This window comes from Bradyrhizobium sp. AUGA SZCCT0176, from assembly GCF_018130145.1.
GTDB lineage: Bacteria > Pseudomonadota > Alphaproteobacteria > Rhizobiales > Xanthobacteraceae > Bradyrhizobium.
Genome location: NZ_JAFCMB010000023.1, coordinates 44,242 through 57,638 on the forward strand (window position 1 = coordinate 44,242; position 13,397 = coordinate 57,638).

Here is a 13,397-nt window from a genome sequence, read left to right on the forward strand (position 1 = left end):
TTCCTCATCTTGCGGCCTGTGAGGCAGGCGATGGCGTACCCGAAACGTCATCGCGATTGCTTTGGTCGAATTGTTTGGTGGAGCTGAACATCGGCAGCAGCACGCGGAACGTCGTCTTCCGCGGCTGGGATTCGCATTCGATGATACCGCCGTGATCGCCGACGATTTTTGCGACGAGCGCGAGACCGAGCCCGCTGCCAGTTTGCTTGGTGGTCACGAACGGATCGAACAGGTTCGGCAACAGGTCTTCCGGCACGCCGGAGCCGTTGTCCTTGACGCAGAATTCAAGCGGCAGCGATACCCGCGACTTCTTGCCCGGTACCGACAGGCGGACCCCCGGGCGGAACGCGGTGGTGAGCTGGATTTCGGCGTCGCTGCCGAGATCGGCGACCGCTTCGGCGGCGTTCTTCACCAGATTGAGGAAGACCTGAATGAGCTGGTCCTGATTGGCCAGCACCGGCGGCAGCGACGGATCGTATTCCTCGACGAAGCGGACGTTGCGGGCAAAGCCCGATTGCGCCAGCCGTTTGACGTGGTCGAGCACGGAATGAATGTTGACCGGACCGCGCGCCACCGGCCGGTCGTCGCCGAACACTTCCATACGGTCGACCAGCGTGACGATGCGGTCGGCCTCGTCGCAGATCAGCCGCGTCAGCATACGGTCCTCGGATGAGGCCGCCTGCTCGAGCAATTGTGCCGCTCCGCGAATGCCGGACAACGGGTTCTTGATTTCATGCGCCAGCATCGCCGCCAGCGCGATCACCGAACGCGCCGCGCTCCGATGCGTCAATTGCCGGTCCATCTTGTCCGCGATCGTGCGCTCCTGCAGCATCACGACGATGTGGCCCGGCCGCTCCGTCAGCGGCGCGACGTGAAGATCGACCTGGCGGTCGCCGCCGATCCTGGGCGTACCGAGATCGACCTTGTATTCGTTGACCGGCGAGCCGCTCGATCGCACCTGATCGATCAGCGCCAGCAGCGGACTTCCGAATGGCACCAGTTCCTTCAGCGACTGTCGTTGCAGGAACTGGGTCGAAATCTCGAAAAAGGATTCCGCGGCGATGTTGGCGTCGACGATGCGCCCGTCGGGCGCGATCAGCAGCACCGGATTCGGCAGCGCATTGAGGATCGCATCGCTTTCGGACGGCAGTCGCCGGCGTTGTTCTGCGGCCGAATTCATGCTGCAGCACTCCATGCAAAATCGTCGTAGGCGTCCTCGAGCGATCGATGTACCCGGTGCGGATCCTCCGACGTCAGTATCTCTTGCCGCCAGCTCTTGAGTTTCTCCGCCGGCGCGCGGCTGCATTCGGCAGCGATCTCGAGCGCCCAGCCGAGATGCTTGCGCGCGTGCTTGAGGCCGATACGCAAACCGTAGAGACGGCAGACTTCGTCATAGAGCGCGCGGATGTGGGCGAGCTGTTCGGCCAGCGAGGGCGCGGCTTCGGGCTTTCCGGTTTGCAGCTGGCGTCCGATCTGGCCGGGCAGCCAGGGCTGTCCCTGCGCACCGCGCCCGATCATCACGGCATCGGCGTCAGACATTTCGAGCGCGCTCACCGCCTTCTCGAACGACGTGATGTCGCCATTGACGACGAGCGGAACCGAGACCGCGTCCTTGACCGCGCGCACCGCGCTCCAGTCCGCCTCGCCCTTGTAGAACTGGCAGCGCGTGCGGCCGTGCACCGTGATCATCTGCACGCCGGCAGTTTCCGCGCGGCGCGCGAGTTCGGGGGCGTTGAGCGAGCCGTGGTCCCAGCCGAGCCGCATCTTCAGCGTCACCGGAACCTTGACGGCAGCGATCGTCGCCTCGATCAGTTTGAGCGCATGGTCGAGATCGCGCATCAGCGCCGAGCCGGACTGGCCGCCGGTCACGTGACGCGCCGGGCAACCCATATTGATATCGATGATGTCGGCGCCGGCCGCCTCGGCAATCCTGGCCCCTTCCGCCATCCAGTGGGTTTGACAGCCTGCAAGCTGAACCACGTGCGGGCCGATCCCGGTCGCCTCGCAGCGCAACACCGACATCGGCCGGCCATGCACGAGATCGTCGCTGGCGGTCATCTCTGACACGACGAGTCCCGCCCCAAGGGCGGCGGCAAGGCGTCGAAAGGGGGCGTCGGTAACGCCGGACATCGGCGCCAGGAGAACTCGGTTGGCGACCGAAATATCGCCTATCTTCAACGTCTTAGGGCGTGGGTCGTCCAGGCCGGTCACGGTGTTCTCATTGGTCTGGCAGCAGCGGCATTGCTACTGTCGGCGCATATTGTGAGCACAAATCTTGTGCAGTCAAGCTTCATGCCTACACTTTAGACAGTTCTATCATTTGTGCAAGTGCACTGCAACAAAAACTGCTTTTCCCACAGCTATTGGGAAACGCTCTGTTTTTACGCATTCGGCATGGTAAGGGCTGTGCGCCGCAGGGGCCCGATCCCCTCTCCTCAACCCGATCCGTCCGTAATTGAGTCAAATGTCGAAACCTGAGCGTACAGCAGCCATCCTCGTCGCAGCCGGGCGCGGACTTCGCGCCGGCGCGGGAGGGCCCAAACAATACCGTACGATCGGCGGGCAGACCGTGATCTTCCGCGCGATGGAAGCGTTCTGCCGCCACCCCGACGTCTTCGCCGTGCAACCGGTTGTGAATCCCGACGACGCAGCGGTCTTCAATGAGGCCGTCGCCGGTTTGCGCCATCACCCCCCCACCAACGGCGGCGCGACGCGCCAGGCGTCGGTGCATGCCGGGCTCGAGGCGCTGGCCAGCGAGAAGCCCGACATCGTTCTGATCCATGACGCGGCGCGGCCATTCGTGACGCCGGCGGTGATTTCGCGCGCGATCGACGCCGCCGGCCGCACCGGCGCCGCCGTGCCGGCGATCGCCGTCACCGATACGATCAAACAGGTCGGTGAGGCCGGCGATGTGGAAGCCACGCCGGACCGCGCGCGGCTGCGCATCGCCCAGACGCCGCAGGCGTTTCGTTTCGACGTAATCCTCGAAGCGCATCGCCGCGCCGCGCGCGAGGGCCGCAGCGATTTCACCGATGATGCCGCGCTTGCCGAATGGGCGGGATTGACGGTGGCGACCTTTGAAGGCGATCCTGCGAACATGAAGCTCACCACCCCTGAAGATTTCGTCCGCGAGGAAGCCCGCCTCGGCGCCATGCTCGGCGACATCAGGACCGGCACCGGTTACGACGTGCACGCCTTCGGCGACGGCGATCATCTGATGATCTGCGGCGTCCGCGTGCCGCACACCCGCGGCTTTCTCGCCCATTCCGACGGCGACGTCGGCCTGCACGCCATGGTCGATGCCATCCTCGGCGCGCTGGCGGACGGCGATATCGGTTCGCACTTCCCGCCCAGCGATCCGCAGTGGAAAGGCGCCGCTTCCGACAAGTTCCTCAAATATGCGGTCGATCGCGTCACCGCCCGCGGCGGCCGCATCGCCAATCTCGAGGTCACCTTGATCTGCGAGCGACCCAAGATCGGCCCGCTGCGCGATGTCATGCGCGCGCGCATCGCCGAGATCACCGGGCTCGACATCTCCCGCGTCGCCGTCAAGGCGACCACCAGCGAACGGCTTGGCTTTACCGGCCGCGAGGAAGGCATCGCCGCGACCGCGAGCGCCACCATCCGTCTCCCCTGGAGCGAATAGCATGAGCGGCAGCGACGCCCGCGCCCTCTCCCGCTCGCTGCTCGATCTGTGCCGGATGCGCAAGCTGACGATTGCGACCGCGGAATCCTGCACCGGCGGCCTAGTCGCGGGCGCGCTCACGGATATTCCCGGCTCCTCCGACGTCATCGACCGCGGCTTTGTCACATATTCCAACGATGCCAAGCGCGCGATGCTGGGCGTCAAGGTAACGACGCTGGCGACCTTCGGCGCGGTCAGCAAGGAGACCGCCACCGCTATGGCGGTCGGCGCGCTGGAGAAGGCCGGCGTCGACCTTGCCGTCTCCATCACCGGCATTGCAGGTCCCGGTGGTGCCACACCCGGCAAGCCGGTTGGGCTCGTGCATTTCGCGGTCGCCTCGCGCGACGGCCGCATCCTGCATCGCGAACATCGCTTTGGCGCCATCGGCCGCACCAGCGTGCGCCAGCGCTCGGTGGTCGAGGCGCTGCGCATGCTGATGGAACTGGCGCGCGGACCGCAGGCATCCGTCAAACCGCGCCGCGAGGCCGTGAGCCGGCTCCGCCCGCGTGTCGCGCGATCGACCCGGGGCAGCGCCGTCAAGCGACGACGGCCGCCGAGATCCTAGCGATCCGCGTCATCACTTCGCCGCGGCCAACGCCTTGGCGCGGGTTTCGCTGAGCGAAGCCGCCGGCGTCAGCGCCTCCGGGCTGATCGTGAGTTCGATGATCGCCGGCAAGCGCGAAGCCACCGCCTCGTCGAAGGCCTTTGCAAAATCTTCGGTACGGTCGACCCGGGCGCCGAAGCCGCCAAAGGCACGCGCGAGCGCGGCGAAATCCGGGTTCGCCAGATTGGTGCCGGAAACCCGGCCAGGATAATGCCGCTCCTGATGCATGCGGATGGTTCCGTACATGCCGTTGTTGCAGACGATCACGATGAGGGGCAGCCGATTTTCGACCGCGGTCATGAACTCGTTGCCGGTCATCTGGAAGCAGCCGTCGCCGGCGAATGCGATCACCGGCCGGTTCGGATGCAGATGCTTGGCCGCAACCGCCGCCGGCAAGCCGTATCCCATTGAACCGGATGTCGGCGCGAGTTCGGTCCGGAACTGCCGGTAGCGCCAGAAGCGATGAACCCAGACGGCGTAATTGCCGGCGCCGTTGCAGATGATCGCATCCTCCGGCAGCCGCTCGCTGAGATCACGCACGATACGCGAAAGCTGAACATCGCCGGGCGAACGGGTCGGCTCGGCAAAGGCGAGATAATCGGCATGCGCCGCCTTGAGTTCGTCGCCGCGCGGCTGATGCTTCGGTTTCAGTCGGCTGATCGCGGCCGCGAACGCCGCGCTCCCGGAAATGATGCCCAATTTCGGCGCATAGACGCGGCCGATCTCCTCGGGATCCGGATAGATGTGAACCAGCGGCTGTTTCGGCTGCGGAATGTCGAACAGGCTGTAGCCCGATGTCGTGATTTCCCCGAGCCGGGTGCCGAGCGCGATGATCAGATCGCTGTCACGAATCCGTTCGGCGAATTTCGGGGAGATGCCGATGCCGACATGGCCGGCGTACGCAGCGTGCAGATTGTCGAAATAATCCTGGCACCGGAATGAAGCGCTGACGGGCACCTCATGCGCGGTCGCGAAGGTTTCGAGGTCGCGGCGCGCTTTATCGCTCCATCCGCCGCCGCCCACGATCAGCAACGGCTTGCGTGCCGCGGCCAGCAACTCCTCGAACTGTTGCAGGCTTTCCGCGCCGGGCGCGACGGTTTGCGGCTTGTAAGGCTGCGCATCCGGAACGTCAGCCTCGTCGGTCAGCATGTCCTCGGGCAGCGCCAGCACGACCGGCCCGGGACGGCCGGAGGTCGCCGTGTAAAACGCCCGCGAGATGAATTCCGGAATTCTGCGCGCGTCGTCGATCCGGGCGACCCATTTGGTCATCGGCCCGAACATCTGCCGGTAGTCGATTTCCTGAAACGCCTCGCGCTCCATCATGTCGCGTCCGACCTGGCCGAGCAGCAGGATCATCGGCGTCGAATCCTGAAACGCGACATGAACGCCCGCGGAGGCGTTGGTGGCGCCGGGGCCGCGCGTCGCAAAGGCGATGCCGGGCTTTCCGGTGAGCTTGCCATAGGCGTCCGCCATCATGGCCGCGCCGCCCTCATGCCGGGAATTGACGAAGCGGACCCGCTGGTTCTGGTACATGCCATCCAGCGCGGCCAGAAAACTTTCCCCGGGCACGCCGAACACCGTGTCGGCGCCGTGCAGGGCCAGTTGATCGATCAGAATATGCCCACCGCTTCGCATGGGTGCCTTGATGTCCATCACATGGTCCTTCCGTTCCGCAGAGCCTTTTCCGTTCCGATAAAATCGGAACGGGGCTCTAGTTTTTTGTTTGACGCGTTTTCTTCACGCGAACCGGTATCCACCCTCGGATCAAGTCCGAGGGCATGCTTCGCTTGAAAACGCTCTGAATCGTATAGCATTCAACTGCCTTGATTTCGATCGTGCGGCCGGACGCGGGCCTCGACGCCGGTGACGGCCTCGTAAGCCTTGATCACGGCGGTGCAGGATTCGCCGTCATGACCGAGCAAGGCGGCCTGCCGGTAGGTCTGGTGCACGGCATCCGCCATGAACCCCGGCAATCCGGCGTCTTCCAGCCAGCGCGCGTAATAGCGCACGTCCTTGCGGGCGTTCGCCAACGACATCAGCGGGGTAAAGTCGCCGTCAAGCGTCGCCTGGCCATAGAGGTCGAGCATGCCGCTCTTGCCGCCGGCGGCCGAGATGATGGTGATCAGTTGCTTGAGATCGAGGCCGTCCTTCGCCGCCAGCGCAAACCCCTCACACCACGCCGCAACGTTGGCAAAGGCGATGTAGTTGTGGATCAGCTTGAGGCGGATGGCGTGGCCGAGCGGGCCGATGTGGAAGATGTTCTCCGCATAGCGTTCGAAATAGGGCCTGAGCTCCGCGAGCAAGTCGCCGTCACCGCCGTAAAGGACGTTGACCTTGCCGATGTCGGCATGCTTCGGGGTTCGTGTCATCGGCGCCTCGGCATACCGCCCGCCGGCTGCACGCACCAGTCGATCGAGTTTATCGACCATTTGCGGGCTGCCCGTGGTGTGATCGACGATCACAAGCCCCGGCGCCGGGTGGGCGAGCAATCCGTCGGTCTCCGTCAGCAGCGCCTCGACGTCCTCGGCGGCATTGACGCAAATCATGATGATGCGGCATTCGCCGATGTCGCGAAGACCGCCCGCCGCCGTCGCTCCCTGGGATTTGGCAATCGCAACCGCCTCAGGGTTCAGGTCGTAGGCCGTGACAGCGACGCCTTTGGCGAGGAGGTTCTTGACCAGCCCGCGCCCCATTCCGCCCAGGCCGACGAAGCCGACGCGTTCCAATGCCGTCATGTCACGCCCGCTTTCCATAGACCACATCGGCCCGCTTCTCGAATGCCGCGGCAAAGCGGTGGAACGCGGTGTCGAACATCGTGCCCATCAGCATCGCCAGCATCCGGCTCTTGAATTCGTAGGAGATGAAGAATCCGACATCGCAATCGGTTTCGGATTTGGGCTCGAAGTTCCAGCGGTTTTCGAGATTGCTGAACGGCCCCTTCAAATACTCCACCAGGATTTTCAGATTCGCACGATCGAGCGTCACCCGGCTGGTGAAGGTTTCCCGCACCAGCTTGAACGACACCGTCATGTCGGCGACCACGATCTCGGTGCCGTCAGGCTGCGCCGTGCGCTGACGGATTTTCAGCGAATGGCATAACGGCACGAATTCCGGGTAGCGCTCGACGTCGGCGACCAGATCGAACATCTGCTGGGCGGTGTGATGTGCCCGCCGCTTGCTTGAAAACCTCGGCATCGGCTATCTCAGCGGGATCGCGCCGCGCGCGCCGCCTGCAGCTTGGCGAAATCATCGCCGGCATGATGCGAGGAGCGGGTCAGCGGGCTGGCCGACACCATCAGGAAGCCCTTGGTGTAGGCGACCTTCTCGTAGCCGGCGAACTCGTCCGGGGTCACGTAGCGCATCACGGCGTGGTGCTTGCGGGTCGGCTGCAGATATTGCCCGATGGTGAGGAAGTCGACGTCCGCCGAGCGCAGATCGTCCATCACCTGCAGCACCTCGTGGCGTTCCTCGCCGAGGCCCACCATGATGCCAGACTTGGTGAAGATGGTCGGATCGATCTCCTTGACCCGCTGCAGCAGCCGGATCGAATGGAAGTAGCGCGCGCCCGGCCGCACCGTGAGATAGCGCGACGGCACCGTTTCCAGATTATGGTTGAACACGTCGGGCTTTGCGGCCGCAACGATCTCCAGCGCGCCTTCCTTGCGCAGGAAATCCGGCGTCAGGATCTCGATGGTCGTGGTCGGGCAGCGGGCGCGGATCGCGCGGATGGTTTGCGCAAAATGCTCGGCGCCGCCATCGGCGAGATCGTCGCGATCCACTGACGTCACGACGATATGGGCGAGCCCGAGCTTGAAGGTGGCCTCCGCGACATGCTCCGGCTCGGCGGCATCGAGCGCACCGGGCATCCCGGTCTTGACGTTGCAGAACGCGCAGGCGCGGGTGCAGGTGTCCCCCATGATCATGAAGGTGGCGTGCTTCTTGTCCCAGCACTCGCCGATATTCGGGCAGCCGGCCTCCTCGCACACCGTGACGAGGCCGTTCTCTTTCACGATCTTCCGGGTATCGGCGTAGCCGCGCGTGTTCGGCGCGCGGACGCGGATCCAGTCCGGCTTCGGCGGCGACAGCGCATCCGGCCGGTTCACCTTTTCGGGGTGGCGCGGGCGCACCTGGTTGGATGAGACGGTATCGACGAGAACGACCATGTTAAGTCCGAAAATGTCCGAAAACTCTTGGAAACCTTAGCTAATCCGTGTCGCGCTGCGCCGCAACCTCGCCGAACCTAGCAGAAACATGCAACATGTTGGGAGCATTCCTCCTGTTCCCGCTGATTCCCACCTCAAAATGATTCAAAAGCCCCAACCGGCCGAAACAAAGGCCCCTCGCCTCGGCAAAGCCCTGAAACGCGCGTTTTTTGCCCGCAGCGTGCATGAGGTCGCGCCCGACCTGATCGGCGCCACGCTGCTGCTCGACGGCGTCGGCGGCATCATTGTCGAGGTCGAGGCCTATCACCACACCGATCCGGCCGCGCATTCGTTCCGGGGCCCGACGCCGCGGAACCTCGTGATGTTCGGCCCGCCCGGCTTTTCCTACGTCTATCGCTCCTACGGCATTCACTGGTGCGTGAATTTCGTCTGCGAGAAAGAAGGCTCGGCCAGCGCGGTTCTGATCCGCGCGCTGCAGCCAACCCACGGCATTCCCGCGATGCGCCGCCGCCGCGGATTGCACGACGAGCGCACCCTGTGTTCGGGGCCCGGCAAATTGTGCGAGGCGCTGGGCATCACGATCAAGCACAGCGAATTGCCGCTCGATGCGCCGCCGATCAGCTTGCATGCGCGGATTGGCGACGCGGAAATCGTCACCGGCATTCGCATCGGCATCACCAAGGCCGTGGATTTTCCGTGGCGCTACGGGCTGAAGGGCTCGCGGTTTTTGAGCAAGGCGTTTTGAGGAAGCGTGCTCCGCTCTAGCGTCGTCCCGGCGAACTCAGATGCGCAATTGCGCATCAGGGGACCCGTACTCCGCAGCGGTTGTTGTTGGAGAGGGTCGCTAACGCCAGTATTCCTACGGATGGCCGCGGCGTATGGGTCCCGGGTCAAGCCCGGGACGACGTCGGTAATTGTTGTTGCACAGTACGCTGAACACACCCTCTCATTCTCGCGGCGCGATGCGCCCGAGGTTTGCAAGTAACTTCCTTGCCCTCGAAAATAGAGGGCGCAGGGAAGACCGGGTGCGCGCTGCACCCGCGGTCTCGTGTGCGAATTGTGCTAAGTAGGCTGCACACGAGCATACAGGGCAGCGGAGAACACCCAGCCTTCCCTGCGCAATGGCTTTACGGCTTATGACGCGCTCTCCCCGGTGAGACGGCCTCTATTGCCACCGTCGCCCCTCGGAAGCGTTAGCTCCCGCAGGACTTAACGCCGTTACGGGCGCCAGGACCACACGCTTTCGCCGTACGCTTCAGCCGCGACCGTCAATCGCAACTGTTACGTCCATCGCAACCCGCCCCTCGTCGTGACGACGGCCGACGCCCCTCTGAGTGGGACGGGATAACGCAAACTCGTAGAGATGATTTGCCCGACGGCGAAAGCGAAATATTTTTTATTTCGGGGCTTGACACAATTTCTGACAATCAGAAGTGATTTGCCCGTCGTGTCAGTTTGTCGCGGCGGTATCTCGCTTTTCACACCGCGTGATGGCACACGGCCTCGATGCGGTTGCCGTCGGGATCGCGCAGGAACGCCGCGTAATAGGACGCGTGATAGTCGCGCAGTCCCGGCGGTCCGTCGTCGGTGCCGCCGGCGGCGATGCCGGCGTCCCAGAAGGCGTCGACCTGGGTCTGCCATCGTGCCTTGAAGCACCAGTGGCGGCCAAAAGCGTCGTCCGGTTTCGGGCCCTTGCGGATGGTGAGATAAACCCGGTCCGGATACGCCGGGCGCGCCCGCTCGCCATAGCCGAGCCAGTCGTCGCGGCGGCCAACCTTGACGATGCCGAGCGCTTTCATGATCGCGTCGTAGAACCGCTCGGCGGCGGCGATGTCGGAGACCGTGATGGAGACGTGGTCCAGCATGCAGGGTTAGCTCCGCACTTTTCGTCATCGATCACGTATATCTCGTCATGCCCGGCCTTGTGCTGGGCATCCACGTCTTGGCCACAGTAAGCAAGGAAGACGTGGATGGCCGGGTCAAGCCCGGCCATGACAGCCAATATCGTTGCGCCCTAAACCGCGTTCTTCAGCCGCTCCAGCGCTTCGAGAATTTTTTCTTTGCGCGCCACGGCCGCCTCGCGCTTCTCTTTCTCTTCCTCGACGATCTCTTCGGGCGCATTGGCGACGAATTTCTCGTTGCCGAGCTTGGCGTCGACGCGCTTGATGTCGGCGTCGGCCTTGGCGATTTCCTTGTCGAGCCGGGCTTTCTCGGCCGCCAGATCGATCACGCCCTTGAGCGGCAGCGCCACGACTTCGCCGCGCACCAATAGCTGCACGGCGCCTTCCGGCGGGCGGTCGGCAAAGGATATCTCGCCAAGCCGCGCCATGCGCTTGACCGTATCGCTCCAGCGTTGCGCGCGATCCCTGGTCTCGGCGGATGCGCCCGACAGCACCAGCGGCGTCAGCGTCGCCGGCGCGATATTCATTTCCGCGCGCACCGAGCGGATCGCGGTGACGAGATCTACTACCCAGCCGATTTCAGCTTCCGCTGCGGGATCGCTGAACTCGCCGGGCTCACGAGTAGTCAAAACCGTGGACGCCAGTCGTGGGTCGAAATCCGCGCCATACGCAAGTGTGCCCAAGTCATAGTCAGTAGGAACCCTCGCCTTGCGTGGCCATTCCGCCAGCACCAGCAGGCCGTCACGCGCCGCAGTCACTGCCCACAATTCCTCGGTGATGAAGGGCATGAACGGATGCAGCAGCTTCAGAATTTCATCGCGCGCCCAGGCGACCATGGCGCGGGTCTCGGTTTTCGCCGCGCCCTCCTCGCCCAGCAACATCGGTTTTGCGAGTTCGATGTACCAGTCGCAATAGACGTTCCAGACGAAGCGATAGATCGCATTCGCCGCGTCGTTGAAGCGATAGGCCTCGATCGCCTCGGTGACTTCGCGGGTGGCACGCGAGGTCTCGTGCGCGATCCAGCGGTTCAGGGTTTCACTGGCGCTCGTGTGATCAAAACCCGCCGGCATGACGCAACCATTCATCTCGGCAAAACGGCAGGAATTCCACAGCTTGGTTGCGAAATTGCGATTGGTTTCAACGAGTTGCGGCGATAACTTGATGTCATGGCTGTGCGCGGCGCCGCGTGCCAGCGCAAAGCGCAGTGCGTCGGCGCCATAGTCGTCGATGACGCCCAGGGGATCGATGACGTTGCCTTTCGACTTCGACATCTTCGCGCCCTTCTCGTCGCGAACCAGGCGGTGGATGTAGACGGTCGAGAACGGCGCTTCCTCCTTGAAGTGAAGGCCCATCATCATCATCCGCGCGACCCAGAAGAAGATGATGTCCCAACCCGTCACCAGCACGTTGGTCGGATAGTAACGCGCGACCTCCGGTGTTTCCTCCGGCCAGCCCAGCGTCGAGAACGGCCACAGCGCCGATGAGAACCAGGTGTCGAGCACGTCTTCATCGCGCGTGATGAAGCCTTCGCGTTTGGCGGAATCCTCCGCCATCGCCTGCCCCTGCTCCGGCGTGATGACTTCCTGTTCGACGTAATAGCCGAGCGCGTTGCCGACGGCTTCCTCTTCGGTCTCGGCGACGAACACCTTGCCGTCAGGGCCGTACCAGGCCGGAATCTGGTGGCCCCACCAGAGCTGGCGGGAAATGCACCAGGGCTGGATGTTCTCCATCCATTCGAAATAGGTCTTTTCCCAGTTCTTCGGGACGAACGCGGTCGCGCCGCCACGCACCGCCGCGATCGCCGGCTGCGCCATCGTCTTGGCGTCGACATACCATTGATCGGTGAGATACGGCTCGATAACGACGCCGGAGCGATCGCCGTGCGGCACCGCGTGGGTGTTGGGCTCGATCTTTTCGAGGAAGCCGAATTCCTCCAGACGCGTGACGATCCGCTTGCGCGCGGCGAAGCGATCGACATGGTGGAATTCTTCCGCGAATTGGGACGCGCCTTCCGGCAAGCCGCGCAGATAGTCCTCATTGTCGACGAGGGCCATGCAGCCCTCCTGATCGAGCACGCTGATCTGCGGCAGACCGTGGCGCTTGCCGACTTCGAAGTCGTTGAAGTCGTGCGCCGGCGTGATCTTGACCGCGCCCGAACCCTTCTCGGGATCGGCATAGTCGTCGCCGACGATTGGGATGCGGCGGCCGACCAACGGCAGGATGACGTGCTGGCCGATCAGATGCCCGAGCCGTTCGTTGTCCGGATGCACGGCCACCGCCGTGTCGCCCAGCATCGTCTCCGGCCGCGTGGTCGCGACCACGATGAAGGTCGTGGGATCGTCAGGGCTGAAAGTTTTGCCCTCGATCGGATAGCGCAGATACCAGAGACTGCCCTTGACCTCGACCTGCTGCACTTCGAGATCGGAGATCGCGGTAAGCAGCTTCGGGTCCCAGTTGACCAGCCGCTTGTCCTTGTAGATCAGCTTTTCGCGGTACAACTCGACGAACACTTTGGCGACCGCGCGAGAGAGGCCCTCGTCCATCGTAAAACGTTCGCGCGACCAGTCGCAGGACGCGCCGAGCCGCTTCAGCTGGTTGACGATGACACCGCCGCTTTCCGCCTTCCACTGCCAGACGCGCTCGAGGAATTTCGCGCGCCCCAATTCGCGGCGGCCTGGCTCCTGCCGCTCCATCAATTGCCGCTCGACCACCATCTGGGTCGCGATGCCCGCATGATCGGTGCCGGGTTGCCACAGGACGTCGCGGCCACGCATCCGTTCGAAGCGGCAGAGAATGTCCTGCAAGGTGTTGTTGAGCGCATGGCCCATGTGCAGCGAGCCGGTGACGTTCGGCGGCGGGATCACGATGGTGAAGGGCTCGGCGTCGCGCCGCTCGGGGCGGCCGGCTTTGAACGCGCCGCTCTCCTCCCAGATGGCCGACATGCGGCTTTCGATATCGGCGGGCTGGTAGTTTTTCTCGATCATGACAATGCAATTGGGGTCTTGAGGAAGCGATAGCGTTTTCGAGCGAATTTGGAGACGGTT

11 protein-coding genes are annotated in these 13,397 nt (G+C 63.8%); 3 read left to right on the forward strand and 8 right to left on the reverse strand.

What is annotated here, in order from left to right; translation table 11 throughout:
- Positions 1-4: 4 nt before the first annotated feature.
- Together JQ600_RS31680 and dusB are read right to left on the reverse strand one after the other, a co-directional pair.
- On the reverse strand, positions 5-1,180 hold the full coding sequence (locus JQ600_RS31680) for a nitrogen regulation protein NR(II) (protein WP_212264669.1): 1,176 nt from the start codon (positions 1,178-1,180) through the stop codon (positions 5-7).
- Positions 1,177-2,178 carry a tRNA dihydrouridine synthase DusB gene (gene dusB, locus JQ600_RS31685; RefSeq protein ID WP_212389354.1) on the reverse strand — a complete coding sequence of 334 codons (1,002 nt, stop codon included), beginning with the start codon at positions 2,176-2,178 and terminating at the stop codon, positions 1,177-1,179. Before dusB ends, JQ600_RS31680 begins: the two co-directional genes overlap by 4 nt.
- Positions 2,179-2,464: 286 nt before the next feature.
- On the opposite strand from dusB, the gene JQ600_RS31690 reads away from it, so the two are divergent.
- Positions 2,465-3,646, forward strand: a complete 1,182-nt coding sequence (locus JQ600_RS31690) for a bifunctional 2-C-methyl-D-erythritol 4-phosphate cytidylyltransferase/2-C-methyl-D-erythritol 2,4-cyclodiphosphate synthase (RefSeq protein WP_212389222.1) — start codon at positions 2,465-2,467, stop codon at positions 3,644-3,646.
- Position 3,647: 1 nt separating this feature from the next.
- Positions 3,648-4,250, forward strand: a complete 603-nt coding sequence (locus JQ600_RS31695; protein ID WP_212031415.1) for a CinA family protein — start codon at positions 3,648-3,650, stop codon at positions 4,248-4,250.
- Between the two features lie 12 nt (positions 4,251-4,262).
- Here JQ600_RS31695 and JQ600_RS31700 read toward each other — a convergent pair whose 3' ends face one another.
- The 4 genes from JQ600_RS31700 to lipA form a co-directional block, all read right to left on the reverse strand.
- On the reverse strand, positions 4,263-5,942 hold the full coding sequence (locus tag JQ600_RS31700; RefSeq protein ID WP_212490268.1) for a thiamine pyrophosphate-binding protein: 1,680 nt from the start codon (positions 5,940-5,942) through the stop codon (positions 4,263-4,265).
- A gap of 161 nt (positions 5,943-6,103) precedes the next feature.
- Positions 6,104-7,024 carry an NAD(P)-dependent oxidoreductase gene (locus JQ600_RS31705; RefSeq protein WP_212389224.1) on the reverse strand — a complete coding sequence of 307 codons (921 nt, stop codon included), beginning with the start codon at positions 7,022-7,024 and terminating at the stop codon, positions 6,104-6,106.
- Between the two features lies 1 nt (position 7,025).
- Positions 7,026-7,484, reverse strand: a complete 459-nt coding sequence (locus JQ600_RS31710) for a type II toxin-antitoxin system RatA family toxin (protein WP_212389225.1) — start codon at positions 7,482-7,484, stop codon at positions 7,026-7,028.
- A gap of 8 nt (positions 7,485-7,492) precedes the next feature.
- Complete coding sequence (lipA, locus tag JQ600_RS31715; protein ID WP_212389226.1) at positions 7,493-8,452, reverse strand: lipoyl synthase; 960 nt, start codon at positions 8,450-8,452, stop codon at positions 7,493-7,495.
- Positions 8,453-8,591: 139 nt separating this feature from the next.
- Between lipA and JQ600_RS31720 the strand changes: the two genes are divergently transcribed.
- Positions 8,592-9,197, forward strand: a complete 606-nt coding sequence (locus JQ600_RS31720; protein WP_212389227.1) for a DNA-3-methyladenine glycosylase — start codon at positions 8,592-8,594, stop codon at positions 9,195-9,197.
- 733 nt (positions 9,198-9,930) lie between these two features.
- On the opposite strand, the gene JQ600_RS31725 is transcribed toward JQ600_RS31720, so the two are convergent.
- Both JQ600_RS31725 and JQ600_RS31730 read right to left on the reverse strand, forming a co-directional pair.
- Positions 9,931-10,317: a VOC family protein gene (locus tag JQ600_RS31725; protein ID WP_212389228.1), complete on the reverse strand. Its 387-nt coding sequence runs from the start codon at positions 10,315-10,317 to the stop codon at positions 9,931-9,933.
- A gap of 149 nt (positions 10,318-10,466) precedes the next feature.
- A complete protein-coding gene (locus tag JQ600_RS31730; RefSeq protein ID WP_212389229.1) occupies positions 10,467-13,337 on the reverse strand; it encodes a valine--tRNA ligase in 2,871 nt (956 codons plus the stop codon).
- Between the last annotated feature and the right edge of the window lie 60 nt (positions 13,338-13,397).